This window comes from Streptomyces sp. NPDC058157 (assembly GCF_042884105.1).
In the GTDB taxonomy this organism is placed as follows: domain Bacteria; phylum Actinomycetota; class Actinomycetes; order Streptomycetales; family Streptomycetaceae; genus Streptomyces.
In genome coordinates, this window is sequence record NZ_JBHVUQ010000118.1 from 1 (window position 1) to 23,685 (window position 23,685).

Genomic DNA, 23,685 nt, shown 5'->3' on the forward strand with positions numbered 1-23,685 from the left:
GCGCCGCGCCGGTTGGGGGGCCCGGGGGGCCCCCCCCCGGGAACGGGCGAAGGGCGGGTAGGGGACACCGCCCCGCGCAGCGGCCACCGCACGCCGAAGGGGCGCCGCCCTGTGCGCGGCGCCCCTTCGGGTGCGGGTTCAGCTCTTGTCGGCCTCGGGCCCCTTGGTCAGCCCGACCGGCTTCGCCCCGGCCTTGTCGGCATCCGGCTCGGCTTCCGCCGCCCCGGCCCCGGCCTGCGCGTCAGCCTCCGGCTTCGCAGCATCGGCCCCGGCGGCGCCCCCGACCCCGGCGGCGTCCTCCGGCTTGGCACCCCCGGAGGGCTCCGGTTCGACGACCTCCTCGCGCCCCGGCCGCAGCTTCGCCGAGAGGACGAAGTAGACGACCGCGAGGACGAAGACCACGATGGCCGTCCACACGTTCAGGCGGAGGCCCAGGATGTGGTGCGCCTCGTCGACCCGCATGTACTCGATCCAGACCCGCCCGGAGCAGTACGCGGCCACGTACAGCGCGAAGGCCCGCCCGTGCCCGAGCTTGAAGCGGCGGTCCGCCCAGATGACCAGGGCGGCGACGCCCAGGCACCACAGCGACTCGTACAGGAAGGTCGGGTGGTAGAGGCCGGCCTCCCGGTTCGGGCCCTCGCTGATCTTCAGCGCCCACGGCAGGTCGGTGGGGCGGCCGTAGAGCTCCTGGTTGAACCAGTTGCCCCAGCGGCCGAAGGCCTGGGCGACGGCGATGCCGGGGGCGAGGGCGTCGGCCCAGGCGGGCAGCGGGATGCCGCGCAGCCGGCAGCCGATCCAGGCTCCCACCGCGCCGAGCGCGATCGCGCCCCAGATGCCGAGGCCGCCCTCCCAGATCTTGAAGGCGTCGACCCAGTCCCGGCCTTCGCCGAAGTAGAGCTGGTAGTCGGTGATCACGTGGTAGAGGCGACCGCCGACCAGGCCGAAGGGCACCGCCCACACCGCGATGTCCGCGACCGTGCCCGGCTTTCCGCCGCGCGCGATCCACCGCTTGTTGCCGAGCCAGACGGCGACGAAGACGCCGATGATGATGCAGAACGCGTAGCCGCGGAGCGGGATCGGCCCGAGATGGAGCACGCCGGTCGACGGACTGGGGATGTAAGCAAGGGTCATGGCAAGGCTGACGCTACCTTGCCGGGCGGTGGCCACCGCAACCCGCCCGGCAAGCTGAAACCAAAACCACACACGGCGGTCGCCGCGACTCAGTCCTCCGTAGTCCCCTTAAACACCGTCTTCGAGCCGGGCTTCCCCGAGGCCGAGGCCGACGGGGAAACGGAAGCGGAAGCGGAAGCGGAGGCCGACGGCTTCGGGGTCAGCCCGGCATTGGCCTCGACCTTCTCCTTCAGCTTCTGCGGGGTCAGCGGGTTGGCCTGGTCCCCGAAGATGTCCTTCCCGTCGAGCAGGACGGTCGGGGTCCCCTTGAACTTTCCGGCCCGGAAGGCCTCGTGCGACGTGGCGACCCAGCTGTTGTGGGTGCCGCCCTCGACGCAGGAGCGGAAGGCCGGGGTGTCGAGTCCGTCGACCTTCTTCGACAGCTCCAGCAGCTTCGCGTTCTTGGCGTAGGCGTCGTCCGTCTCCTGCGGCTGGTTCACGAAGAGGAGGTCGTGGTACGCGCCGAACTTCCCGGCGTCCTGTGCGCAGGCCGCCGCGTTCGCCGCGTTCAGCGAGCCGGTGCCGCGCATGTTGCCGTCGATGAGGGTGACCAGGTGGTACTCGATCTTGAGCAGCCCCCTGTTCTCCAGGTCGCGGAGGGTGTCCCGGTAGTTGTCCTCGAAGGCCTTGCAGGCGGGGCAGCGGAAGTCCTCCCAGACCGTGAGGGTGGACTTCGCGCCGTCCTTGCCGGTCTGGATGGCGAGGGCGTCCTTGCCGGTGGCGCCGGAGGGGGCCGCGACGGGGCCCTTGGCGGTCTTGTCGCCCTTGCCGGTGTTGGCCGCGATCACGCCGACGACGGCGGCCAGGCCGAGGACGCCGACCACCGCCCCGCCGACCACGAGGGCGCGCCTGCGCTTGTCCTTCTTCTTCTGCTGCTCGCGCTCCGCCTGGAGTCGCTCCCGGGCCGATCGTTTCGTCACATCGCGGTTCGCACCGTCGTTCTTCTCGCTCACGTTCCGCCAAACGAAGCAGGGAGGCACTCGCGTGCCTCCCTGCTCCCGATTCCACCCGATCGGGCTACAGAACCCCCGTAAGGGCCCGCCGCGCGTCAGGACCTGCGTACGCCTTCCGCGAGGTCGCCCGCCAGCGCCCGCACGGCTTCCAGGCCCGCGGGCAGGTCCGGGGCGTCCAGCAGCAGCTTCACGAAGGCCGAGCCGACGATCACACCGTCGGCGAAGCCCGCGACCTCCTTGGCCTGGACTGCGTTGGAGACGCCCAGGCCCACGCAGACCGGCAGGTCGGTGGTGGCGCGGGTGCGGCGCACCAGCTCCTGGGCCTCGTGGCCGACCGACTCGCGGGTGCCGGTGACGCCCATGAGGGAGGCGGCGTAGACGAAACCGGAACCGGCCGCGGTGATGGTGGCCAGGCGCTCGTCCTTGCTGCTGGGGGCCACGACGAAGACGGTCGCCAGACCGTGCTCGGCCGCGTGCTCGCGCCACAGCGCGGACTCCTGGACCGGCAGGTCGGGCAGGATGCAGCCCGCGCCGCCGGCGGCGGCCAGCTCGGCGGTGAACCGCTCGACGCCGTAGCGGTCGATGGGGTTCCAGTACGTCATGACCAGGATCGGGACGCCGGTGGCCTCGTAGGCCTCGCGCACGGTGCGCATCACGTCGGCGATCTTGACGCCGCCGCGCAGGGCGATGTCGTCGGCGGTCTGGATGACGGCGCCGTCGAGGACCGGGTCGCTGTGCGGCAGGCCGATCTCGACGACGTCGGCGCCGCCGGCGATGACGGCCTTGACGGCCTCGATGCCGCCGTCCACGGTGGGGAACCCGGCCGGGAGGTAGGCGACGAGGGCGGCGCGGTCCTCGGACTTCGCCTTGGCGAGGGTGTCGCTCAGCAGCTGCAGGTTTCCGGCGGTGCTCACTTGTTCTCCCCCTCGGGCTCCGTGCCGTCGTACAGCCCGAAGTAGCGGGCCGCCGTGTCCATGTCCTTGTCGCCGCGGCCGGACAGGTTGACGACCAGCAGGCCGTCCTTGCCCAGCTCCTTGCCCAGGTCGAGGGCGCCCGCGAGGGCGTGGGCCGACTCGATGGCCGGGATGATGCCCTCGGTGCGCGACAGCAGGCGCAGGGCCTGCATGGCGGCGTCGTCGGTGACGGCGCGGTACTCGCCGCGGCCGCTGTCCTTGAGGTAGGAGTGCTCGGGGCCGATGCCCGGGTAGTCCAGGCCCGCGGAGATGGAGTAGGGCTCGGTGATCTGGCCCTCCTCGTCCTGGAGGACGTAGGAGCGGGAGCCGTGCAGGATGCCGGGCTCGCCCGCGGTCAGGGTGGCCGCGTGCTCGCCGGTCTCCACGCCGTGCCCGGCGGGCTCGAAGCCGACCAGGCGGACGTCCGCGTCGGGGATGAAGGCGTGGAAGAGGCCGATGGCGTTGGAGCCGCCGCCGACGCAGGCCGCGACGGCGTCGGGGAGGCGTCCGGCGCGCTCCAGGATCTGGCGGCGGGCCTCGACGCCGATGACCCGGTGGAAGTCGCGGACCATGGCGGGGAAGGGGTGCGGGCCCGCGACGGTGCCGAAGAGGTAGTGGGTGCGGTCCACGTTGGCGACCCAGTCGCGGAAGGCCTCGTTGATGGCGTCCTTGAGGGTCCGGGAGCCGGACTTCACGGCGATGACCTCGGCGCCGAGCATCCGCATGCGGGCCACGTTGAGGGCCTGGCGCTGGGTGTCGATCTCGCCCATGTAGATGGTGCAGTCGAGGCCGAAGAGGGCGCAGGCGGTGGCGGTGGCGACGCCGTGCTGGCCTGCGCCGGTCTCGGCGATGACGCGGGTCTTGCCCATGCGCTTGGTGAGCAGCGCCTGGCCCAGCACGTTGTTGATCTTGTGCGAGCCGGTGTGGTTGAGGTCCTCGCGCTTGAGGAAGATCCGGGCGCCGCCGGCGTGCTCGGCGAAGCGGGGGACCTCGGTCAGGGCGCTGGGGCGGCCCGTGTAGTTGACCATGAGGTCGTTGAGCTCGGCGGCGAAGGCGGGGTCGCCCTTGGCCTTCTCGTACTCGACGGCGACCTCGTCCACGGCGGCGACGAGGGCCTCCGGGATGAACTTGCCGCCGAAGTCGCCGAAGTAGCCCTCGGCGTTGGGGACGGAGCCTTCCGGGTCCGGGATGAAGAACGAGCTGGTGGACATGCCACTACTCCTACGTGGTGCGGTATGCGATGCCGACGGGTGGCTGGGATGCACCGTATTGCGCCGTCGGTCCGTCGCCCGCGCACCCCGCTGGAGGGGGTGGGGGTACGGACGGAGCGGCCCTCGCCGGGAGCCGTCGGGCGGCTCGGGGCGCGGGGCCGTACGCGGCCGGCCGGGCCCGGTGCCCATGGGGCTGCCGGGCGGGCGGGACCGTCGTTACGACGCGGCTCCGCCGCGCCATCGCATGCCGTTGACCTGACCGGGCTCGGACCCGATCACGTAGCGCACCCGCCGCCCGTGGACGCGCCGGGCCGGGGCGCGGCAGCCGCGGGGGCGGCAGCCGCGCGCCAGGGGCGCGTGCGCCGTCGGCACGCCGGCCGGGCCGTGGCCCGGGCGGGTGCGGACGGAGGGGCGGGAGGGGGCCATGGAGGGGTCAGCTCCGCCCGTGCCGCAGGGCGGGGTGGGCGCCGGCGGCGACGAGGTCGGCCACGGCCGCCTTCGGGTCGCGGCCGGTGACCAGGGACTCGCCGACGAGGACGGCGTCGGCGCCCTCGTTGGCGTAGGCGATCAGGTCGTGGGGTCCGCGGACCCCGGACTCGGCGACCTTCACGATGTGGGGCGGGATCTCGCCGACGACGCGCTCGAAGGTGGAGCGGTCGACCTTGAGGTCCTTGAGGTTGCGCGCGTTGACGCCGATGATCTTGGCGCCGGCGGCGACGGCCCGTTCGATCTCCTCCTCGTCGTGGACCTCCACGAGCGGGGTGAGGCCGATGGACTCGGCCCGCTCGATGAGGGAGACGAGGGCCTCCTGGTCCAGCGCCGCCACGATCAGCAGCACGAGGTCGGCGCCGTAGGCGCGGGCCTCCCACAGCTGGTACGCCGTGACGATGAAGTCCTTGCGCAGGATCGGGATGTCGACGCGGGCGCGGACGGCCTCCAGGTCGGCCAGCGAGCCGCCGAAACGGCGCTGCTCGGTGAGGACGGAGATGACCGCCGCACCGCCCGCCTCGTAGTCGGCGGCGAGCCCGGCCGGGTCGGCGATCGCGGCCAGCGCGCCCTTGGAGGGGCTGGAGCGCTTGACCTCGCAGATCACCTTGACGCCGTCGCCGCGCAGGGCCGCGACGCCGTCCTTGGCCTGGGGCGCCTTGGCGGCACGCTCCTTGAGCTCGTCGAGGCTCACGCGGGCCTGCCGTTCGGCAAGGTCTTCGCGGACCCCTTCGATGATCTCGTCGAGCACACTCACGCGAGCGGCCCCCTTCCGGGTCGATGACGTTCGGCCGCCTTGCGGACACGTACCACTGCAAGGTCAGCAATCAAATGGTATCCGCAGGTCGCCACGGCCTCCGCACGGAGTTCGCCGCGTCCCAGGGTCTGGACACTCGGAATATGGGGTTCCTCCAGTCCCCCGACAGGCCCCGCAAGGGCTCAGGGAGCCAAAGCGGATCCGATCGGTAGGTTCCGGACAACCGTGAAGACCAGCGCCAGCGCGCCGATCCCCCACCACCAGGCGGGCCGCAGGACGATCCGGGGCACCGGACCGCCGCGGAGGGCCCGCACCAGCCACAGCCCGACGAAACCCGCGAACACGAGGTACCCGGCGACGGCCAGGGCGTTGTCCCCGAGGGCCGTGACCAGGTCCCCCCGGGCGAAGGCGTGCGCACTGCGCAGCCCGCCGCAGCCGGGGCACAGGACGCCGGTCAGCCGGAACAGCGGGCAGACCGGGTAGTGGCCGGGCTGGTTGGGGTCCACGGCGCCCACGTACGCGAAGGCGGCCACGGCCCCGGCCAGGGTGAGCGCCGGAGCGGCCAGGCGGCGCGCCCGGGAGGCCCGTACGGGGCCCTCGGCGGCGGCCGCGGCCGGTGGGCCCTGCCGGGTCGGGCCGGGGGGAGTGCAGGAGGCGTCCACCCGCTGATTCTCTCCGCTCATGACGGAAGGCGCAGCCCGGCCGGGCCACGCCTTCCGTACGCCAGGGGCTCGGCTCAGGCCTTCGCGGCGAGCTGCTTGGCGGCGATGACCTCGGCGAGGTCGGCGTGGGCCGGCTTCGGCATGCCCATGCCCGCGGCCTTCATCGCGAGGCCGACGACACCGCCGAGCGCGACGACGACCAGACCCGCCCAGAACCCGACCGGGTTCGCCAGCACCATGAAGGCGCCGGAGACGCAGAAACCGATGAAGGAAATGACGACACCGGTCCAGGCGGCCGGGGTGTGTCCGTGGCTCGTGCCCGCCATGAGTTGCTCCTCGTAGATCTGTCGGGCGTGACGTCTCGCACGCTCGATGTCATTGTCCCGCACGTGGCGTGCGGATTCACCGGCGGGTGGCCCGTTCCGGTGGGTGGTGCGCGCCGGGATCGGCCGGGTGTTCAGCCGGTGGGGTCCTCGCCGCGGTCCAGGGCCTTCCACAGGTCCTCGGGCCGGTCCGGGTCCACCGCGACGGGCGTACGCCGCCGGGGGCTGCCGTCGCGTTCGTAGCGGCCCCCCATCGCGGGCCAGCTCCGGCCGAAGCGCAGCGCCAGCAGCCCGGCGAGCAGGATCAGGGCCGCGCCCGCGGCCGTGATGTAGGGCCAGGCCGTGTGGCTGAGCTCCACCACCCGTGCGGCGGTGTCGGCGGTCGCCACGGCGGCCCGCTCGTCCAGGGCCCGGCGGTCGTCGGCGGCGGCCACGGCCGACAGGGCGGCGCCCAGGCCGCTCAGCGCGAGCAGCGCGGAGACCAGCAGCCGGCCCCGGCCGCGTACGGCGAACACCGCGACCAGGGCGGCGAGGCCGACGATGGCCAGGGCCGCGGGGAGGCCGGTGACGGCCCGCCCGTCGGCGGTCAGCGGGAGCGAACCGCCCCCGACGGCGGCGCTGCCCCGGGCCCAGACGCGGCCGGAGGCGAGCAGGACGACGGTGGCGCCGAGCGCGCCGAGCAGCAGGGCGACGGCCACCGTGCGGCGGCCCGCGCCGCTCTCGGGGGCGTCGGCGTTCGGGGACAGGGGTACGGCACTCACGTACCCCACTATCCCCTACGCCCTCAGTCGCGGTGGAGGCGGTTCGCCGCTCCCACCGCGCGGAGCACCGCGGCGGCCTTGTTGCGGCACTCGCGGTCCTCCAGCTCGGGCACCGAGTCGGCCACCACGCCGGCCCCGGCCTGGACGTACGCCGTCCCGTCGCGCAGCAGCGCCGTGCGGATGGCGATGGCCGTGTCGGAGTCCCCGGCGAAGTCGAGGTAGCCCACGCAGCCGCCGTAGAGCCCGCGGCGGGTGGGCTCCAGCTCCTCGATGATCTGCATGGCGCGCGGCTTGGGCGCGCCGGAGAGGGTGCCGGCGGGGAAGCAGGCGGTGAGCACGTCGAAGGCGGTCTTGCCCTCGGCGACCCGCCCGGTGACGGTGGAGACGATGTGCATGACGTGCGAGTACCGCTCGATCGACATGAAGTCGACGACCTCCACCGAGCCGGGCTCGCAGACCCGGCCGAGGTCGTTGCGGCCGAGGTCGACGAGCATCAGGTGCTCGGCGCGCTCCTTGGGGTCGGCCAGCAGCTCGTCGGCGAGGTCGTTGTCCTCCTGCGGGGTGGCGCCCCGGTGGCGGGTGCCGGCGATGGGGTGGACCATGGCCCGCCCGTCCTCGACCTTCACCAGCGCCTCGGGGCTGGAGCCGACCACGTCGAAGCCGTTCTCGAAGCGGAAGAGGTACATGTACGGGGACGGGTTGGTGGCGCGCAGCACCCGGTAGACGTCCAGCGCGGAGGCCTGGCAGGGGGTCTCGAACCGCTGCGAGGGCACGACCTGGAAGGCCTCTCCGGCCCGGATGCGCTCCTTGACGTCCTCGACGGCGTCCTGGTACTTCTCGCCGCCCCACAGGGCCTCGAACGGCGGCAGCTCGGACTCGGGCAGCGCGGCGGGCGCGTAGGGGGCGGGCCGGGCGAGGTCGGCCTCCATGGCGTCGAGCCGGGCCACGGCGTCCGCGTACGCCTCGTCCACGCCGGTGTCGAGGTCGTTGTGGTTGATGGCGTTGGCGATCAGCTGGACGGTGCCGTCCCAGTGGTCGAGGACCGCCAGGTCGGAGGTGAGCAGCATGGTGAGCTCGGGGAGCTTCAGGTCGTCCTCGGTGTGCTCGCCGATGCGCTCCAGGCGGCGGACGACGTCGTAGCCCAGGTAGCCGACCATGCCGCCGGTGAACGGGGGCATGCCGCCCGCGAGGTCGCGGGGAGTGTGCAGGGCCTGGACGGTGGCGCGCAGGGCCTCCAGGGGGTCGCCGGACGTGGGGACGCCGACGGGCGGGGTGCCGATCCAGTGGGCCTCGCCGTCCTTGACGGTGAGGGTGGAGTCGCTGCGCACGCCGACGAAGGAGTAGCGGGACCAGGAGCGGCCGTTCTCCGCGGACTCCAGCAGGAAGGTGCCGGGCCGTTCGGCGGCCAGCTTGCGGTAGAGCCCGACCGGGGTGTCCCCGTCGGCGAGCAGCCGACGGCTGACGGGGATGACACGGCGGTCGGCCGCGAGCTTGCGGAAGGTCTCGAGATCCATGGGGTGGGACCCTAACTGGCTAGTCGGCGTCGCCGAGGAGGACATCGGCGTCGAAGCAGGTGCGCGCGCCGGTGTGGCAGGCGGCCCCCACCTGGTCGACCTTGACGAGCACGGTGTCGGCGTCGCAGTCGAGGGCGACGGACTTCACGTGCTGGTAGTGGCCGGAGGTGTCGCCCTTGACCCAGTACTCCTGGCGGCTGCGGGACCAGTAGGTGCAGCGGCCGGTGGTGAGCGTGCGGTGCAGGGCCTCGTCGTCCATCCAGCCGAGCATGAGCACCTCTCCGGTGTCGTACTGCTGGGCGATGGCCGGGACCAGGCCGTCGGCGGAGCGCTTGAGGCGGGCGGCGACGGCGGGGTCGAGGGGGGACGTACTCATGGGGCCATTGTGCCGCGCCGCGGTGGCGGTCATTGATCTCCGTCCGCCTGATGGGCAGCCGCGGAGCGGCCTCCGGCCGTAGGCTGGCCGGTATGTCTACCCATGCGAAGCGCGAACGCCTGCTGCTGGCCGACCTGTTGGAAGCGGCCGGGCCGCAGGCCCCGACGCTGTGCGAAGGCTGGACCTGCCGGGACCTGGCCGCGCACGTGGTGGTCCGCGAGCGGCGGCCGGACGCGGCGGGGGGCCTGCTGCTGAAGGTCCTCAAGGAGCGGCTCGACCGGGCGATGGCCGAGTACGCGGCGAAGCCGTACGAGGAGCTCGTCCAGCTGATCCGCACCGGCCCGCCGCGGCTGTCGCCGTACGCGCTGAAGCAGATCGACGAGGCGGCGAACGCGGTGGAGTTCTTCGTGCACGCGGAGGACGTGCGGCGGGCCCAGCCGGACTGGTCGCCGCGGACGCTGGACCCGGTGTTCTCGGACGCGCTGTGGTCCCGGCTGGAGAAGCTGGCCCGGCTGACGGGGCGGCGCTCGCCGGTGGGACTGGTGCTGCGGCGCCCGGACGGGCGTACGGCGGTGGCGCACAAGGGGGTGCCGGTGGTGACGGTGACGGGCGAGCCGGGTGAGCTGACCCTGTTCTGCTTCGGCCGCCAGGCCGCCGCCTCGGTGGACCTGGAGGGCGAGAAGGAGGCGGTCTCCCGCCTGACGGTGGCCCAGCTGGGCATCTGATCCTCGAACGCGCCGCTCGCGCGTCTCGGCCCCGGCGGGAGCCCGGTACCGCCGGGGCGGTGAAATCGGGCATGGCGGGGCCGGGGAAAAGGTTTCAGCACACCGCCCCGTCCCTACGCTCCGTCACGGATGCCGACCGGTTCGGTGTCGTCACCGTGGAAGGAACGGAACCCCCCATGCGTCTTCGCACCACCGCCGCCGCCCTCGCCGGAGCCCTCGCGCTGGTCCTCCCCGCCGGAGCCCAGGCGTTCGCCGACGACGGCAAGGCCCTGAACTACGTGTACGTGGACCAGAGCAACCAGGAGAAGAACGGCCAGCTCAAGGACATGGGCGCGGACAAATGCCATGCCCTGCCCTCCGCCGCCTCGGAGGTCGTCGAAGCGGTGAACGAGACCGACTCGGTGGCCCTGATCTTCGCGGAGGCGGACTGCGGCGGCGAGCCCGTCGCCACCCTCCAGCCGGGCGAGAAGGCCGGCGACTTCCACGCCGCCTCGGTCGTCTTCCAGCAGGCCCGCAAGCAGGAGCAGCAGCAGGCGGACCAGCAGGAGCAGCCGGGCCGCCAGGAGATGCAGAACGAGCACCAGGACGGGTCCGACTCGTTCGACGACTTCCGCTAGGAAAACCCCGGCGGGGGTACCCGGGGCGGTCCCCGGGTACCCCCGCCGGCACGTGCGCGGCCGCGGTCAGCGGACCGGGTGGCCCGCCTCGCGCAGGGTCGCCTTGACCTCGGAGATCCGCAGGTCGCCGAAGTGGAACACCGACGCCGCGAGCACCGCGTCGGCGCCCGCCGCGATGGCGGGCGGGAAGTGCTCCAGCTTCCCGGCGCCGCCGGAGGCGATCACCGGGACGGTGACGTGCTTGCGGACGGCGGCGATCATCTCGGTGTCGTAGCCGTCCTTGGTGCCGTCGGCGTCCATCGAGTTCAGCAGGATCTCCCCCGCGCCCAGCTCGGCCGCGCGGTGCGCCCACTCGACGGCGTCGATGCCGGTGCCCCGGCGGCCGCCGTGGGTGGTGACCTCGAAGGAGCCGGACTCGGTGCGGCGGGCGTCGACCGACAGGACGAGGACCTGGCGGCCGAAGCGCTCGGCGATCTCCTGGATCAGCTCGGGGCGGGCGATGGCGGCCGTGTTGACGCCCACCTTGTCCGCGCCGGCCCGCAGCAGCTTGTCCACGTCCTCGGCGGTGCGCACGCCGCCGCCGACCGTGAGCGGGATGAAGACCTGCTCGGCGGTGCGCCGGACCACGTCGTAGGTGGTCTCGCGGTTGCCGGAGGAGGCGGTGATGTCGAGGAAGGTCAGCTCGTCGGCGCCCTCGGCGTCGTAGAGCTTGGCCATCTCCACCGGATCGCCGGCGTCGCGCAGGTTCTGGAAGTTGACGCCCTTGACGACGCGGCCGTTGTCCACGTCCAGGCAGGGGATCACCCGTACGGAGAGGCTCATCGCACGACCTCCTTGAAGGCCTCGACCTCCACCTCGACGACCATGCCCGGGTCGACGAAGCCATTGACGATGATCATGGAGGCGGCGGGGCGGACGGTGTCGAAGAGGGTCTTGTGGGCGCGGCCCACCTCGTCGACGTCCCGGGCGTGGGTGAGGTACATCCGGGTGCGGACCACGTGCTCGGGACCCATCCCGGCCTCGGCCAGCGCCTTGAAGGCGACCTCGAAGGCCTTGACCGTCTGGTCGTACGGGCCGCCCGCGTCGACCGCCGTGCAGCCGGAGACGAGGACCAGGCCGTTGGGCAGCGCGACGGCGCGGGAGTAGCCGATCACGTCCTCGTAGGGGCCGCCGGAGGAGATCCGGCGGACGCCGGAGTCGGGGGAGCTCATGCGCGGACCGCCTCCAGGGCCTCTTCCAGGGTGAAGGCCTTGGCGTACAGGGCCTTGCCGACGATGGCGCCCTCGACGCCCGCCGGGACGAGCGCGGACAGGGCCCGCAGGTCGTCCAGGGAGGAGACGCCGCCGGAGGCGACGACGGGCCGGTCGGTGGCGGCGCAGACGTTCCTCAGCAGCTCCAGGTTGGGGCCGGTGAGGGTGCCGTCCTTGCCGATGTCGGTGACCACGTAGCGGGCGCAGCCCTCGGAGTCCAGGCGGGCGAGGGTCTCGTAGAGGTCGCCGCCCTCGCTGGTCCAGCCGCGGCCCTTGAGGGTGGTGCCGCGCACGTCCAGGCCGATGGCGATCCGGTCGCCGTGCTCGGCGATGGCCTTGGCGGCCCACTCGGGGGTCTCCAGGGCGGCGGTGCCGAGGTTGACGCGGGTGCAGCCGGTGGCGAGGGCCGCGGCCAGCGTGGCGTCGTCGCGGATGCCGCCGGACAGCTCGACCTTGATGTCCATGGCGCGGGTGATCTCGGCGACCAGGGCGCGGTTGTCGCCGGTGCCGAAGGCGGCGTCCAGGTCGACCAGGTGCAGCCACTCGGCGCCGGAGGCCTGCCAGGCGAGGGCCGCCTCCAGCGGGGAGCCGTAGGAGGTCTCGCTGCCGGAGACGCCGTGCACGAGGCGTACGGCCTGGCCGTCGCGGACGTCGACCGCGGGGAGGAGTTCGAGCGTGGGTGCGGTCATCACAGGGTCTCGATCCAGTTGGTGAGGAGCTGGGCGCCGGCGTCGCCGGACTTCTCGGGGTGGAACTGGGTGGCCCACAGGGCCCCGTTCTCCACCGCCGCGACGAAGCGCTCGCCGTGCGTGGCCCAGGTGACCTTGGGGCCCCTGATCCTGGGGTTGGTGACCTCCAGGGTCCAGTCGTGGGCCGCGTAGGAGTGGACGAAGTAGAAGCGGGCGTCGGCGTCCAGGCCGGCGAAGGCCTGACTGTCGGCGGGCGCCTCGACGGTGTTCCAGCCCATGTGGGGGACGACGGGGGCCTTCAGCGGGCCGACCGTGCCGGGCCACTCGTCCAGGCCCTCGGTCTCGACGCCGTGCTCGATGCCGCGCTCGAAGAGGATCTGCATGCCGACGCAGATGCCCATGACGGGCCGGCCGCCGGACAGCCGGCGCCCGATGATCCAGTCGCCGCGGGCGTCCTTGAGCCCCTGCATGCAGGCGGAGTAGGCGCCCACGCCGGGCACGAGGAGGCCGTCGGCGTCCATGGCCTTGTCGTAGTCGCGGGTGATCTCGACGTCCGCGCCGACGCGCGCGAGGGCGCGCTCGGCGGAGCGGACGTTGCCGAAGCCGTAGTCGAAGACCACGACGTTCTTCGTTGCGCTCATTCCCAAATCCCCTGGATTCGCAGGATCCCCGCGGCCAGGCACATGGCGGAGCCGAGGGCCAGCAGGATGACGACCGACTTGGGCATCTTCTGCTTCTGGAAGGAGTAGACGCCCCCGGCCAGGAACAGGCCGAGGACGATCAGGACGGTGTTGAGGCCGTTCACGTCTAGAGGGCGCCCTTCGTGGAGGGCAGGATGCCGGCCGCGCGCGGGTCGAACTCGGACGCGTAGCGCAGGGCGCGGGCCAGCGCCTTGAACTGGCACTCCACGATGTGGTGGGCGTTGCGGCCGTACGGGACGTGGACGTGCAGGGCGATCTGGGCCTGCGCGACGAAGGACTCCAGGATGTGCCGGGTCATCGTCGTGTCGTACTCGCCGATCATCGGCGCCATGTTCTCGGGCTCGGTGTGCACGAGGTAGGGGCGGCCGGAGAGGTCGACGGTGACCTGGGCGAGGGACTCGTCCAGCGGCACGGTGCAGTTGCCGAAGCGGTAGATGCCGACCTTGTCGCCGAGGGCCTGCTTGAAGGCGGCGCCCAGTGCGAGCGCGGTGTCCTCGATGGTGTGGTGGCTGTCGATGTGCAGGTCGCCGTCCGTCTTGACCGTGAGGTCGAAGAGGCCGTGGCGGCCGAGCTGGTCGAGCATGTGGTCGTAGAAGCCCACGCCCGTCGAGACGTCGACCCGGCCGGTGCCGTCGAGGTCTATCTCGACGAGGACCGAGGTCTCCTTCGTGGTGCGCTCGACCCGTCCGATGCGGCTCATGCCTGCTGCTCCTTCTTCAGTGCGCGAACCGCTTCCAGGAACGCGTCGTTCTCGGCCGGGGTGCCCGCGGTGACCCGCAGCCGGCCCGGTACGCCGTTGTCCCGGACCAGGACGCCCTGGTCGAGGATCTTCTGCCAGGCGGTGTGGGAGTCCTCGAACTTCCCGAACTGGATGAAGTTCGCGTCGGACTCGGTGACCTCGAAGCCGAGGGCCCGCAGCTCGGTGACGAGGCGGTCCCGTTCGGCCTTGAGCTGCTCGACGTAGCCGAGCAGGGTGTCGGTGTGCTCCAGGGCGGCCAGCGCGGTCGCCTGGGTGACGGCCGACAGGTGGTACGGCAGGCGCACCAGCTGGACGGCGTCGACCACGGCGGGGTGCGCGGCGAGGTAGCCCAGGCGCAGGCCGGCCGCGCCGAAGGCCTTGGACATGGTCCGGGAGACCACCAGGTTCGGGCGGCCCTCGATCAGCGGGAGGAGGGAGTCGCGGTGGCTGAACTCCACGTACGCCTCGTCCACGACGACCAGGGAGGGCTTGGCCGCCTGGGCGGCCTCGTAGAGGGCCAGGACCGTCTCCGCCTCGACCGCGGTCCCCGTGGGGTTGTTGGGCGAGGTGATGAAGACGACGTCCGGGGCGTGCTCGGCGATGGCCCGCTCGGCGGCCTCCACGTCGATGGTGAAGTCCTCCCGGCGCGGGCCGGAGATCCAGCCGGTGCCGGTGCCGCGGGCGATGAGGGCGTGCATCGAGTACGAGGGCTCGAAGCCGATCGCGGTGCGCCCCGGGCCGCCGAAGGTCTGCAGCAGCTGCTGGAGGACCTCGTTGGAGCCGTTGGCGGCCCAGACGTTCTCCCGGGAGACCGGGTGCTTGCCGGTGCGGGTGAGGTACTTCGCGAGCTCGGTGCGCAGCTCGACCGCGTCCCGGTCGGGGTAGCGGTTGAGGGTGCGGGCGGCCTCGGCGACGCGCTCGGCGATGCGCCGGACCAGGGGCTCGGGGAGCTCGTACGGGTTCTCGTTGGTGTTCAGCTGGACGGGGACGTCCAGCTGGGGGGCGCCGTAGGGGGTCTTGCCGCGGAGCTCGTCGCGGATGGGGAGGTCGTCGATCCCGATGGTGGTGCTCACTGGCCGGGGACCTTCCATCCGAAGCGGGCCTTGAGGGCGGCGCCGTGCGCGGGCAGGTCCTCGGCCTCGGCGAGGGTGACCACGTGGTGGGTGACCTCGGCGAGGGCGTCGCGGGTGTAGTCGACGATGTGGATGCCGCGCAGGAAGGACTGCACGGACAGGCCCGAGGAGTGGCAGGCGCAGCCGCCGGTGGGCAGGACGTGGTTGGACCCGGCGCAGTAGTCGCCGAGGGAGACCGGCGCCCAGGGGCCGACGAAGATCGCGCCGGCGTTGCGGACCCGGGCGGCCCACGCCGCGGCGTCGGCGGTCTGGATCTCCAGGTGCTCGGCGCCGTACGCGTCGACCACCTTCAGGCCGGCCTCCAGGTCGTCGACCAGGACGATCGCGGACTGCTTCCCGGCGAGGGCGGGCTTGATCCGGTCCTCGACGTGCTTGGTCGCGGCGACCTGCGGCTCCAGCTCCTTCTCCACGGCGTCCGCGAGCTCGGCGGAGTCCGTGACGAGGACGGCGGCGGCCAGCGGGTCGTGCTCGGCCTGGCTGATCAGGTCGGCGGCGACGTGCACCGGGTCGGCCGTGGAGTCGGCGAGGACGGCGATCTCGGTCGGGCCGGCCTCGGTGTCGATGCCGATCTTCCCGGTGAAGTAGCGCTTGGCGGCGGCGACCCAGATGTTGCCGGGGCCGGTGACCATGTTCGCGGGGGCGCACTCGTCCGTGCCGTACGCGAACATCGCGACGGCCTGGGCGCCGCCGGCGGCGTACACCTCGTCCACGCCGAGCAGCGCGCACGCGGCCAGGATGGTCGGGTGCGGCAGGCCGTCGAACTCCTTCTGCGGCGGGGAGGCGAGCGCGATGGACTCGACGCCGGCCTCCTGGGCCGGGACGACGTTCATGACGACGGACGACGGGTACACGGAGCGGCCGCCGGGCGCGTACAGGCCGACGCGCTCGACGGGAACCCACTTCTCGGTCACGGTGCCGCCGGGGACCACCTGGGTGGTGTGCTCGGCGCGGCGCTGGTTGCGGTGGACGATCCGGGCGCGCCGGATCGACTCCTCCAGGGCGGCGCGGACGGCCGGATCCAGCCGCTCCAGGGCGTCCTTGAGGGCCTGCGCGGGTACCCGGACCTGCGTGAGCTCGACCCCGTCGAACTTCCGCGCGTACTCGATCAGCGCCGCCGTGCCACGATGATGGACGTCCTCGCAGATGGGCCGCACCTTCTCCAGGGCGGCTTCCACGTCGAACTCGGCACGGGGCAGCAGATCGCGCAGGGCGCCACCCTCGGGGAGGGCGTCACCGCGCAGGTCGATACGAGAGATCACGTGCCAATTCTCTCAGACCGGCTCACACCGCCGTCCGCCCGTATCACTGGCTGATACACGCCCCGGATGTCACAGGCTGCGACTAGCGTTCCCGTAGACGTGGACGACGGCGGGGGGCTGCCATGGCGGAAGCGCACGGGGACGCGCCCGGGGACGGGCGTCCGGACGACCTCACCGGTCCCGAGCGGCTCATGTGGGAGACCTTCCGCGCGGGCACCGTGTGCGACCTGGGCGCGCACTCGGCCGAACGGGACGATCCGCACGGGGACCGCCCCTGGGGGCCCGAGCGGCGGGTCCGGGCGGAGGTGGTGGCCCACCTGCTGCTCGCCGGTCCCCCGCCCGTGCCCGGCCGGGTCGGCTGCCTGAAGCTGCGCGGCGCCCGGATCACCGGCCGGCTGGACCTCTCCGGCGGCGTGGTCGCCCCGTACGTGGAGATCCGCTCCTGCCGCTTCGACGGCGAGATCCAGCTCTCCGAGACCCGCTTCGGCACCCTGCGCCTCGACGACTGCGCGATCCCCCGGCTGGACGGGGCCCGCCTGCACACCGAGGGCGACCTGCACCTGGCACGCTGCCGGGTGGCACGCGGGATCCGGCTGACCGACGCGCAGATCGGCACCGACCTGCTGATCGGCAGCACCGTGGTGCAGCGGGACGGGCGGGGGCGGGCCATCGCCGCCGACGGGCTGGTGGTCGCCCAGGACTTCCAGGCCGAGCTGCTGGAGACGAACGGCGAGGTCAGCCTGCGCGGGGCCCGGATCGGGGCCTCCATGAGCCTGCGCGGGGCCCGGCTGCGCAACCCCTACGGCCGGCGCGCCCTGAACGCGCCCACCCTCACCGTCGAGCGCACCCTCTACCTGACCTCCGCCGCCCTGGGCCCGGCCACCGGGGACCCGTCGCGCCCCTACGACTGGAGCCGGACCCCGACCCGGGGCGTCCCGATGCGGCCGTTCGAGTGCCGGGGCGGGCTGCGGCTGGACGACGGCCGCTTCGGGGACTCCGCCGACTTCTACGGGGCCCGCTTCGAGCTCCAGCCCGAGCAGGAGGTGTCGCTGCGCCGGATCCAGACGCCCGAGCTGCGTTTCGTCGGGGACGCGCCGGAGCAGGGCCGGGTGGTGCTGTCCGGGGCGAAGGTGGTGCGGCTGGTGGACCGCTCCACGAGCTGGCCCGGCCCGGGCCGGCTGTCCATGGAGGGCTTCTCCTACGAGACCCTCGCGCCGAGGGGGCACTTCCCGCTGGAGCGCCGGCTGGAGTGGGTCGGGGCGGCCGGCCCGGACTACTCGCCGGAGCCGTACGAGCGGCTCGCCGCCGTGCTGCGGGCCCGCGGGGAGGACTCCGACGCCCGCGAGGTGCTGCTGGCCAAGGAGCGGCGCCGGCGGGCCACGCTCTCGCCGGCCGGGCGGGCCTGGGGGTACCTCCAGGACTGGACGGTGCTCTACGGGTACCGGCCGGGGCGGGCCGCGCTGTGGATGGCGGTGCTGTGGGCGGCGGGCACCCTGCTGTTCCTGCGGCACCGCCCGGAGCCCCTCAAGGCCGACGAGCACCCCGCCTGGAACGCCGCGCTGTACGCCCTCGACCTCCTGCTGCCGGTGATCGACCTCGGGCAGGAGGGGCAGTGGAAGACGCAGGGGGTCTGGCAGTGGGCTTCGGCGGCGCTGGTCCTGCTGGGGTGGATCCTGGCCACGACGGTGGCCGCGGGCGCGTCCCGGCTGCTGCGGCGGGGGTGACGGCCCGGCGGCCGCGGCCACTACCCTTTGGGTCGTGACCACCGTTCGCCTGCCCCTCTTCCCACTGAACTCGGTGCTGTTCCCGGGCCTCGTGCTGCCGCTGAACGTCTTCGAGGAGCGGTATCGCGCCATGATGCGCGAGCTGCTGAAGCTCGGTGAGGACGAGCCGCGCCGGTTCGCCGTCGTCGCGATCCGCGACGGCCGGGAGGTCGCGCCGACCGCGCCCGGGCTGCCCGACCCGACCTCCCTGCCCGAGAAGGGCCCGGCGGCGGGCTTCGGTGCGGACCCGATCCAGGCGTTCCACCGGGTCGGCTGCATCGCGGACGCGGCCACGATCCGGGAGCGGGAGGACGGCAGCTTCGAGGTCCTCGCCACCGGTACGACACGGGTGCGGCTGCTGTCCGTGGACTCCTCGGGCCCCTTCCTCGTCGCCGAGCTGGAGGAGCTCGCGGAGGACTCCGGGGACGGGGCGGGCGCCCTGTCCGAGGGGGTCCTGCGGGCCTTCCGCAGCTACCAGAAGCGGCTGGCGGGGGCCCGGGAGCGGTCCCTGGCGTCGGCACCGGACCTGCCGGACGAGCCGTCGGTGGTGTCGTACCTGGTCGCGGCTGCGGCCGTGCTGGACATCCCGTCGAAGCAGCGCCTGCTCCAGGCCCCGGACACCGCGACGCGGCTGGCGGAGGAGCTGAAGCTGCTGCGCACCGAGACCGCGGTGATCCGCCACCTCCCGTCCCTCCCGGCGGTGGAACTGACCCGCGCCCCGACGAGCCCGAACTGAGGCCATGGCCAAGAAGAAGCAGCAGACGGCGGGCACTCCCGCGATCACGTCCCTGACCGCGTCCGGCGTCGAGTTCACCACGCACGCCTACGAGCACGACCCGGCGCACCCCTCGTACGGCGAGGAGGCGGCCGAGGCGCTGGGCGTCTCGCCGGAGCAGGTGTTCAAGACCCTGGTGGCGGAGGTCGACGGGGCGCTCACGGTGGCCGTGGTCCCGGTCTCGGGCTCCCTGGACCTGAAGGCCCTGGCCGCGGCGGTGGGCGGCAAGCGGGCCGCGATGGCCGATCCGGCGCTGGCGGAGCGGACCACGGGGTACGTGCGGGGTGGCATCTCGCCGCTGGGCCAGCGCAAGCGCCTGCCGACGGTGCTGGACGACTCGGCGTCGGCCCACGCCACCATCTGCGTCTCGGCGGGCCGCCGCGGCCTGGAGGTCGAACTGGCCCCCGCCTCCCTGGCCACGTTGACGGGCGCGGTCCTGGCCCCGATCGCCCGCCCGTAGCGTTCCGCCGCGCGGCAATTCCAGCCGCGCGGCGTTTGAGCGCACGGGCGCGGAGCGCACGTACGGGGTCCGGGGCGGAGCCCCGGGGAACGGTGGAAGGGCGGGTAGGGGACCAGCACCGCGCAGCGGCACCCGGAGCCGGCCTCAGCCCTGGGGCGGGTTCGTGTCCGCGTGGACGTGGGGCGGGGGGTACGACCCCGTCCAGGGGGTCGGGTCCGGGTCCCGGGGGCCGAAGGCGGCCGTCAGGGCCAGGTGGGTCACGGCGGCGGCGATCGGCCACCCCAGCAGCACCCCGTACGCCAGCAACTGCAGCGGGGCGTCGAACGGCGCGTCCTCCCCCGCCTTGGCCGCCGCGGCGGCGACATCGGTGCCGGGCCCCAGCCACAGCCCCGTCCGCCACCCGAGCAGCGCGGCGAAGCACGCCCCGACCGTGAGCCCGACGACCAGCGCGACTCCCCCGCGCCGCCGCCACAGGAAGACGGCGAGCCCGCTCAGCACGCCCAGCCCCAGCGACAGCAGGAAGAACGTGCCGTCGGCGCCGATCCGCCCCTCGCCCTCGGTGTTCTTCAGGAAGACGGCCTGTCCGTGGGCCACGTACTGGACGCGCGGCGCGAGCCAGGCCCACAGCAGTCCGAGGAGCGCCCCGCAGACGCCCACCACCAGGGCGACGGTGGCCCCGTCGCGGACGTCCGCCGGGGTGACGGCGGGCTCCTGGTCGGGAAGGCCGTCGGACGGCGGAGGCTGCGGCAGCGGCGGGGTCACGGCTTCGGTCACCCCCACATCGTGCCAGGTGGCCCCGGCGCCCGCGTCAGCGGACCGCCGCCCGCCGGTACGCCCAGGTGGCCACGGCCAGGGAGAGGACCCCGACCGCCGCGCACACGCCGAGGTCGGCGGCGACCATCGCCCAGTCCGGGTGCGGGGCGAAGGTCCGCGCGAAGGCCTCCACCCCGTAGGTGGAGGGCAGCAGGTCCCGGGCCCACACGACGACCTGCGGCATCCGCTCCGCCGGCAGCACCCCCAGCAGCAGTGCCGCCGACATGCCCAGCTGCCCGGCCAGCGTGGCCAGCTCCTGCCGGGGCGCCAGCAGGCCGAGCGCCGCGCCGAGTCCGGCCAGTGCGGCCCCGGCCAGCGGCACCACGGCGGCCAGGATCCACAGCCCGCCCATCGGCAGCCCGAACAGCACGCACCCGAAGACGGCCGTCACCAGCGTCCCCGGCAGGGTGAAGGAGGCGTACGCGGCGGCCGCGCCCAGCACCACCGAGGCGGGCGGCACCGGCAGGGTGGCGTAGTGGTCGAGCCCGCCGCTCGCCCGGAGCTGGCCGAAGTACTGGGCCAGGAGGTTCAGCGCGACGAAGGCGACGACCAGCACCGACGAGCCGGCGACGACCGCCCGCGCCTCGGAGCCGCCGTCCACCACGCCCCGCATCAGGACCATGATCCCGACGGACTGGAAGGTGGCCACGAACAGCAGCGGTATGCGGGCCACCCGGGCCCGGGACAGCTGGGCCCGGTAGACGGCCGCGAGGGCGGGCAGCAGCCGGGCCCGGGGGGCCAGGACGGCGGCGGGGGCGACAGCGGTGGTCACGACTTGACCAGACCCTTCATCCGGCCGCCCAGCGCGAGGTAGACGTCCTCCAGGCTCGGCGTGGCCAACGTGAAATCGTCGAGGGCGGCGAAGGCCGGGCCGCCGGTCACGGCGGCGACGGCGGCGCGGGCCTCGTCCTGGCCCAGCCGCAGCACCCAGCGGCGCCCCGACTCGGCGGCCCGCGGCGCGAGCGCGGCGACCTCGGGGACCTCCAGCGGCGCGGCGGTGCGCCACACCAGTTCCAGGCGGACCTCGTCGGAGACCCTGGCCTTGAGGCCGGCCGGGGTGTCGCAGGCGATGACCCTGCCCTGGTCGATGACGGCGACCCGGTCGAGGACGGTCTCCGCCTCGATGACGTTGTGGGTGACCAGCAGCACCGTGGCGCCGTGCCGGTCGCGGCGCCGGTCCACGGCCGACCAGACGGCGCGCCGGGCGACGGGGTCCATGCCGGTGGTGGGTTCGTCGAGGACGAGGACCGGCCGCTCCCCCACCAGTGCGGCCGCGAAGCAGGCGAGGCGCCGCTGGCCGCCGGAGAGCTTCTTCAGGGGGCGTCCGGCGATCGGGGTCAGCCCGAGCTCCTCCAGCACCTCGTCGCGGGCGGCCCGGGCCGCGCGGGCGTCGAGTCCGCGCAGCCGGCCGGTGGTCTCGGCGGCGAGGGCGACGGTGAGTTCGTCGAGGGCGGTGGACTCCTGGCCGAGGTAGGCCAGCAGGCGCGAGGCCCGCTCGGGGTGGCGTACGAGGTCGTGGCCGAGCAGGGTGACGGAGCCGGAGTCGGGGCGCAGCAGGCCGGTGAGCTGGCGGACCAGGGTGGACTTGCCGGCGCCGTTGGGGCCGAGCAGTCCGAAGATCTCGCCGCGCCGGACCTCCAGGGAGATCGCGTCGGTGGCACGGGTCTCGGGGAGCGCGGGCGCGCCGCGCCGGCCGCGCACCGCGGGGTAGGTCTTGACCAGGTCCCGCACCGCGCAGACCACCCCGGAAGCCGCCCCTGCGGCCTCTGCCGTGGTGTGCCCTGCCTGCGCTGTGCCCGTACTCACGAGGGAGCAGCCTACGCGGCTTCCGCTCTCACTCGGCCGCCGGGGTCATCGGCGCCGCGGATGCGGAGGCCGTCGCTCCGCCCAGGTGCTCGGCCGCGGCGCGCACGTCGATCTCCCTCCAGAACCCGGCGCGGATGGCGTAGCGGTCGTGCTCGTCGATCTGGTCGTCCTTGTGCGCGAGGAGCCCGAAGCGGGCGGCGTAGCGCAGCAGCTCCCCGTCGATGCGGTGCGGGACGCGCGGGTACATGGTGGCGAGCCTCTGCAGGTGGCCGGTCTCGGGGAGGCGTTCCATCCAGCGGCGGGCGAAGACCTGGCCGACCTCGAAGGGGTCGCCGCCGACGGTGGTGATGTCCTCCTCCCGGTCGGCCCAGCGCTGTTCGGCGCTGGTGAGCTGGGCGAGGGTGGGCAGGGAGGCGGTCTCGGCGGGTTCGCCGAGCGGGCCGGGCCGGTCGATCCACCCCTTGTCGGAGGACCAGCGCAGGGCGCTGCCGGCCGGGCTGGGGGTGGGGTGGGGGTGGGCGGCGGCGTGGCCCTGGCCGGGGGCGCGCAGGGCGGCGAGGTCCTTGGGGGTGGGGACCGACGGCTTGGCCCCTTCGGTGGCGGGGGCCGGTACGGCGGCTCCGCCGGTGGGGGCTTCGGGGGTGGCGGGGGCGCCGTTGCGGGCGGCTTCGGCGAGCGCGGCCTCGGGCAGCGGGGCGGAGAGGATGGCGGCGATCTCGGGGCGCGGGGCGGGCGGCGGGGGGCACAGGCCGGCGAGGTCGCGGGCGCGGACGGCGCGGGTGATCCAGGCGCGGTCGAGGACGCGGCGCTCGTCGGCCTCGGCGACGAGGTCCTCGGACTGGTTGTAGTCCCCGTCGGCGGCCTGGACGGCCCAGAGGTGGACGGCGACCCCGTGCTCCTTGGCGGACATCAGTCCCGGCAGCAGGTCTCCGTCGCCGGTGACGAGGACCACGTCGGAGCAGGCCCGGTTGCGGGCGAGTTCGGTGAGTTCGGCGTGCATGGCGGCGTCGACGCCCTTCTGGGCCCAGCGGCCGTCGCTGCGGGTCAGGGCGCCCAGGCGGACGGTGACGCGGGGCATGACGCGCAGCCGGCGGTGTTCGGGCTGGGGCACCCGGTCGGGGGCGCCGTCGAACCAGTAGATCCGTAGGAGGGGCTGCTGGGTGTCGGCCTCGGCGCGCTCGCGCAGGCCCTGGATGAGGGCGGAGTGGTCGACGGTGATGCGGGAGCGCGAGGGTTCTCCGGCGAGGAGGCTCGCGGCCGCGCCCAGCAGGTATCCGGCATCCACCAGGACGACGCAGCGGTCCACGCGTTCCACCCTCTTCCGTGGGGGTCCTCGACAGGTTTTCCCCGAGTCTGCCCGACCGCAAGGGCGTTGACGGCCGGAACTGGATCACCGGCGTGGCGTATCTCGCGGGCGGCCCGGCGGTGAGCCCCGCTACGCACGGCAATGATCCAAAATGCGCGCTTTGTTGCGGTGTGTGAGGGTGAAGGCGGCCCTGGCCCCTACACCCCCCACGGAGGCATCCCATGGCCAAGAACAAGAACCAGAAGCAGCCGGCGAAGCAGCAGCCGCGCTCCGGGCAGGACATGCCGAAGGGCTCGACGGAGACCTCCGACGACCGCCCGTCGCAGTCGCCCAGTCCGCTGGACATGGCCCACAAGAGCAAGTCGAAGCGCTTCGGCCACAACTGACGCCTCCGCGCGAGCGGTGACAGCGGAAGGGGGCCCGCCCCCGCCGTGCCCGGGCGGGCCCCCATCCCGGGCGTGCGGCGGGCGCATCGCCCGTCCG

29 protein-coding genes are annotated in these 23,685 nt (G+C 73.7%); 6 read left to right on the top strand and 23 right to left on the bottom strand.

Translation table 11 applies throughout. The features are described 5' to 3' along the window. Positions 1 to 138: 138 nt before the first annotated feature. From lgt to hisI, 11 genes are all read right to left on the bottom strand, one after another. Entirely contained in the window at positions 139 to 1,131 is a 993-nt protein-coding gene (gene lgt, locus ACFVXK_RS25685; protein WP_389615453.1) for a prolipoprotein diacylglyceryl transferase, read from the bottom strand. Between the two features lie 89 nt (positions 1,132 to 1,220). Beyond that, positions 1,221 to 2,123, bottom strand: a complete 903-nt coding sequence (locus ACFVXK_RS25690) for a thioredoxin domain-containing protein (protein ID WP_389615455.1) — start codon at positions 2,121 to 2,123, stop codon at positions 1,221 to 1,223. A 95-nt stretch (positions 2,124 to 2,218) separates the two neighbouring features. Further along, on the bottom strand, positions 2,219 to 3,037 hold the full coding sequence (gene trpA, locus ACFVXK_RS25695) for a tryptophan synthase subunit alpha (protein WP_389615457.1): 819 nt from the start codon (positions 3,035 to 3,037) through the stop codon (positions 2,219 to 2,221). Further along, positions 3,034 to 4,287: a tryptophan synthase subunit beta gene (gene trpB / locus ACFVXK_RS25700; RefSeq protein WP_358896956.1), complete on the bottom strand. Its 1,254-nt coding sequence runs from the start codon at positions 4,285 to 4,287 to the stop codon at positions 3,034 to 3,036. Before trpB ends, trpA begins: the two co-directional genes overlap by 4 nt. Positions 4,288 to 4,503: 216 nt before the next feature. After that, positions 4,504 to 4,713, bottom strand: coding sequence for a tryptophan biosynthesis modulator TrpM (trpM, locus tag ACFVXK_RS25705; RefSeq protein WP_045950210.1), 210 nt, complete (start codon positions 4,711 to 4,713; stop codon positions 4,504 to 4,506). Between the two features lie 7 nt (positions 4,714 to 4,720). Then, positions 4,721 to 5,530, bottom strand: coding sequence for an indole-3-glycerol phosphate synthase TrpC (gene trpC, locus ACFVXK_RS25710; protein WP_388943887.1), 810 nt, complete (start codon positions 5,528 to 5,530; stop codon positions 4,721 to 4,723). Between the two features lie 182 nt (positions 5,531 to 5,712). After that, positions 5,713 to 6,213, bottom strand: a complete 501-nt coding sequence (locus tag ACFVXK_RS25715) for a DUF2752 domain-containing protein (RefSeq protein ID WP_389615460.1) — start codon at positions 6,211 to 6,213, stop codon at positions 5,713 to 5,715. A gap of 53 nt (positions 6,214 to 6,266) precedes the next feature. Continuing rightward, positions 6,267 to 6,518 (bottom strand): HGxxPAAW family protein, encoded by a 252-nt coding sequence (locus ACFVXK_RS25720; protein WP_389615462.1) that lies wholly within the window; start codon positions 6,516 to 6,518, stop codon positions 6,267 to 6,269. 131 nt (positions 6,519 to 6,649) lie between these two features. Then, positions 6,650 to 7,285 carry a TIGR02234 family membrane protein gene (locus ACFVXK_RS25725; protein ID WP_389615464.1) on the bottom strand — a complete coding sequence of 212 codons (636 nt, stop codon included), beginning with the start codon at positions 7,283 to 7,285 and terminating at the stop codon, positions 6,650 to 6,652. A 14-nt stretch (positions 7,286 to 7,299) separates the two neighbouring features. After that, complete coding sequence (locus ACFVXK_RS25730; RefSeq protein ID WP_389615466.1) at positions 7,300 to 8,790, bottom strand: anthranilate synthase component I; 1,491 nt, start codon at positions 8,788 to 8,790, stop codon at positions 7,300 to 7,302. A gap of 19 nt (positions 8,791 to 8,809) precedes the next feature. Further along, on the bottom strand, positions 8,810 to 9,166 hold the full coding sequence (gene hisI, locus ACFVXK_RS25735; protein WP_389615468.1) for a phosphoribosyl-AMP cyclohydrolase: 357 nt from the start codon (positions 9,164 to 9,166) through the stop codon (positions 8,810 to 8,812). 92 nt (positions 9,167 to 9,258) lie between these two features. On the opposite strand from hisI, the gene ACFVXK_RS25740 reads away from it, so the two are divergent. Both ACFVXK_RS25740 and ACFVXK_RS25745 read left to right on the top strand, forming a co-directional pair. Then, a complete protein-coding gene (locus tag ACFVXK_RS25740; RefSeq protein ID WP_389615470.1) occupies positions 9,259 to 9,891 on the top strand; it encodes a TIGR03085 family metal-binding protein in 633 nt (210 codons plus the stop codon). 176 nt (positions 9,892 to 10,067) lie between these two features. Then, positions 10,068 to 10,508, top strand: coding sequence for a hypothetical protein (locus ACFVXK_RS25745; RefSeq protein ID WP_389615471.1), 441 nt, complete (start codon positions 10,068 to 10,070; stop codon positions 10,506 to 10,508). Positions 10,509 to 10,574: 66 nt separating this feature from the next. Here ACFVXK_RS25745 and hisF read toward each other — a convergent pair whose 3' ends face one another. The 8 genes from hisF to hisD are packed head-to-tail and all read right to left on the bottom strand — an operon-like array spanning position 10,575 to position 16,279. Continuing rightward, positions 10,575 to 11,330, bottom strand: a complete 756-nt coding sequence (gene hisF, locus ACFVXK_RS25750; protein ID WP_389615473.1) for an imidazole glycerol phosphate synthase subunit HisF — start codon at positions 11,328 to 11,330, stop codon at positions 10,575 to 10,577. After that, a complete protein-coding gene (locus ACFVXK_RS25755) occupies positions 11,327 to 11,719 on the bottom strand; it encodes a RidA family protein (protein WP_389615475.1) in 393 nt (130 codons plus the stop codon). Before ACFVXK_RS25755 ends, hisF begins: the two co-directional genes overlap by 4 nt. Then, on the bottom strand, positions 11,716 to 12,447 hold the full coding sequence (gene priA, locus ACFVXK_RS25760; protein WP_389615477.1) for a bifunctional 1-(5-phosphoribosyl)-5-((5-phosphoribosylamino)methylideneamino)imidazole-4-carboxamide isomerase/phosphoribosylanthranilate isomerase PriA: 732 nt from the start codon (positions 12,445 to 12,447) through the stop codon (positions 11,716 to 11,718). Before priA ends, ACFVXK_RS25755 begins: the two co-directional genes overlap by 4 nt. Beyond that, positions 12,447 to 13,088 carry an imidazole glycerol phosphate synthase subunit HisH gene (hisH, locus tag ACFVXK_RS25765; RefSeq protein WP_366451398.1) on the bottom strand — a complete coding sequence of 214 codons (642 nt, stop codon included), beginning with the start codon at positions 13,086 to 13,088 and terminating at the stop codon, positions 12,447 to 12,449. The genes priA and hisH overlap by 1 nt, the downstream gene beginning before the upstream one ends. Then, positions 13,085 to 13,252 carry a hypothetical protein gene (locus ACFVXK_RS25770; RefSeq protein ID WP_042818653.1) on the bottom strand — a complete coding sequence of 56 codons (168 nt, stop codon included), beginning with the start codon at positions 13,250 to 13,252 and terminating at the stop codon, positions 13,085 to 13,087. The genes hisH and ACFVXK_RS25770 overlap by 4 nt, the downstream gene beginning before the upstream one ends. A 2-nt stretch (positions 13,253 to 13,254) precedes the next feature. Further along, positions 13,255 to 13,848, bottom strand: coding sequence for an imidazoleglycerol-phosphate dehydratase HisB (gene hisB, locus ACFVXK_RS25775; protein ID WP_389615480.1), 594 nt, complete (start codon positions 13,846 to 13,848; stop codon positions 13,255 to 13,257). Beyond that, entirely contained in the window at positions 13,845 to 14,960 is a 1,116-nt protein-coding gene (locus tag ACFVXK_RS25780) for a histidinol-phosphate transaminase (protein WP_389615482.1), read from the bottom strand. The genes hisB and ACFVXK_RS25780 overlap by 4 nt, the downstream gene beginning before the upstream one ends. Next, a complete protein-coding gene (hisD, locus tag ACFVXK_RS25785) occupies positions 14,957 to 16,279 on the bottom strand; it encodes a histidinol dehydrogenase (protein ID WP_389615484.1) in 1,323 nt (440 codons plus the stop codon). Before hisD ends, ACFVXK_RS25780 begins: the two co-directional genes overlap by 4 nt. A 122-nt stretch (positions 16,280 to 16,401) precedes the next feature. Here hisD and ACFVXK_RS25790 point away from each other — a divergent pair, with 122 nt between their 5' ends. The 3 genes from ACFVXK_RS25790 to ybaK are packed head-to-tail and all read left to right on the top strand — an operon-like array spanning position 16,402 to position 19,277. Continuing rightward, positions 16,402 to 18,003: an oxidoreductase gene (locus ACFVXK_RS25790; RefSeq protein ID WP_389615486.1), complete on the top strand. Its 1,602-nt coding sequence runs from the start codon at positions 16,402 to 16,404 to the stop codon at positions 18,001 to 18,003. Positions 18,004 to 18,037: 34 nt separating this feature from the next. After that, positions 18,038 to 18,778 carry an LON peptidase substrate-binding domain-containing protein gene (locus ACFVXK_RS25795; RefSeq protein ID WP_389615488.1) on the top strand — a complete coding sequence of 247 codons (741 nt, stop codon included), beginning with the start codon at positions 18,038 to 18,040 and terminating at the stop codon, positions 18,776 to 18,778. A gap of 4 nt (positions 18,779 to 18,782) precedes the next feature. Further along, positions 18,783 to 19,277, top strand: a complete 495-nt coding sequence (ybaK, locus tag ACFVXK_RS25800) for a Cys-tRNA(Pro) deacylase (RefSeq protein WP_389615490.1) — start codon at positions 18,783 to 18,785, stop codon at positions 19,275 to 19,277. A gap of 144 nt (positions 19,278 to 19,421) precedes the next feature. Here ybaK and ACFVXK_RS25805 read toward each other — a convergent pair whose 3' ends face one another. The 4 genes from ACFVXK_RS25805 to ACFVXK_RS25820 are packed head-to-tail and all read right to left on the bottom strand — an operon-like array spanning position 19,422 to position 23,211. Then, positions 19,422 to 20,051, bottom strand: coding sequence for a hypothetical protein (locus ACFVXK_RS25805; protein ID WP_389615492.1), 630 nt, complete (start codon positions 20,049 to 20,051; stop codon positions 19,422 to 19,424). Between the two features lie 34 nt (positions 20,052 to 20,085). Continuing rightward, on the bottom strand, positions 20,086 to 20,862 hold the full coding sequence (locus ACFVXK_RS25810; protein ID WP_389615494.1) for an ABC transporter permease: 777 nt from the start codon (positions 20,860 to 20,862) through the stop codon (positions 20,086 to 20,088). Next, complete coding sequence (locus ACFVXK_RS25815) at positions 20,859 to 21,896, bottom strand: ABC transporter ATP-binding protein (protein WP_389615496.1); 1,038 nt, start codon at positions 21,894 to 21,896, stop codon at positions 20,859 to 20,861. The genes ACFVXK_RS25810 and ACFVXK_RS25815 overlap by 4 nt, the downstream gene beginning before the upstream one ends. A 28-nt stretch (positions 21,897 to 21,924) precedes the next feature. Next, entirely contained in the window at positions 21,925 to 23,211 is a 1,287-nt protein-coding gene (locus ACFVXK_RS25820; protein ID WP_389615498.1) for an NYN domain-containing protein, read from the bottom strand. 212 nt (positions 23,212 to 23,423) lie between these two features. Between ACFVXK_RS25820 and ACFVXK_RS25825 the strand changes: the two genes are divergently transcribed. Then, positions 23,424 to 23,588, top strand: a complete 165-nt coding sequence (locus tag ACFVXK_RS25825; RefSeq protein WP_389615500.1) for a hypothetical protein — start codon at positions 23,424 to 23,426, stop codon at positions 23,586 to 23,588. The last annotated feature ends 97 nt before the right edge of the window (positions 23,589 to 23,685 follow it).

Excerpts from the sequence above, each read along its gene's own strand:
- lgt (WP_389615453.1), bottom strand. The coding sequence starts at position 1,131 with ATGACCCTTGCTTACATCCCCAGTCCGTCGACCGGCGTGCTCCATCTC.
- trpB (WP_358896956.1), bottom strand. The coding sequence starts at position 4,287 with ATGTCCACCAGCTCGTTCTTCATCCCGGACCCGGAAGGCTCCGTCCCC.
- trpM (WP_045950210.1), bottom strand. The coding sequence starts at position 4,713 with ATGGCCCCCTCCCGCCCCTCCGTCCGCACCCGCCCGGGCCACGGCCCG.
- ACFVXK_RS25715 (WP_389615460.1), bottom strand. The coding sequence starts at position 6,213 with ATGAGCGGAGAGAATCAGCGGGTGGACGCCTCCTGCACTCCCCCCGGC.
- ACFVXK_RS25720 (WP_389615462.1), bottom strand. The coding sequence starts at position 6,518 with ATGGCGGGCACGAGCCACGGACACACCCCGGCCGCCTGGACCGGTGTC.
- ACFVXK_RS25730 (WP_389615466.1), bottom strand. The coding sequence starts at position 8,790 with ATGGATCTCGAGACCTTCCGCAAGCTCGCGGCCGACCGCCGTGTCATC.
- hisI (WP_389615468.1), bottom strand. The coding sequence starts at position 9,166 with ATGAGTACGTCCCCCCTCGACCCCGCCGTCGCCGCCCGCCTCAAGCGC.
- ACFVXK_RS25740 (WP_389615470.1), top strand. The coding sequence starts at position 9,259 with ATGTCTACCCATGCGAAGCGCGAACGCCTGCTGCTGGCCGACCTGTTG.
- ACFVXK_RS25745 (WP_389615471.1), top strand. The coding sequence starts at position 10,068 with ATGCGTCTTCGCACCACCGCCGCCGCCCTCGCCGGAGCCCTCGCGCTG.
- hisF (WP_389615473.1), bottom strand. The coding sequence starts at position 11,330 with ATGAGCCTCTCCGTACGGGTGATCCCCTGCCTGGACGTGGACAACGGC.
- ACFVXK_RS25755 (WP_389615475.1), bottom strand. The coding sequence starts at position 11,719 with ATGAGCTCCCCCGACTCCGGCGTCCGCCGGATCTCCTCCGGCGGCCCC.
- priA (WP_389615477.1), bottom strand. The coding sequence starts at position 12,447 with ATGACCGCACCCACGCTCGAACTCCTCCCCGCGGTCGACGTCCGCGAC.
- hisH (WP_366451398.1), bottom strand. The coding sequence starts at position 13,088 with ATGAGCGCAACGAAGAACGTCGTGGTCTTCGACTACGGCTTCGGCAAC.
- hisB (WP_389615480.1), bottom strand. The coding sequence starts at position 13,848 with ATGAGCCGCATCGGACGGGTCGAGCGCACCACGAAGGAGACCTCGGTC.
- ACFVXK_RS25790 (WP_389615486.1), top strand. The coding sequence starts at position 16,402 with ATGGCGGAAGCGCACGGGGACGCGCCCGGGGACGGGCGTCCGGACGAC.
- ybaK (WP_389615490.1), top strand. The coding sequence starts at position 18,783 with ATGGCCAAGAAGAAGCAGCAGACGGCGGGCACTCCCGCGATCACGTCC.
- ACFVXK_RS25825 (WP_389615500.1), top strand. The coding sequence starts at position 23,424 with ATGGCCAAGAACAAGAACCAGAAGCAGCCGGCGAAGCAGCAGCCGCGC.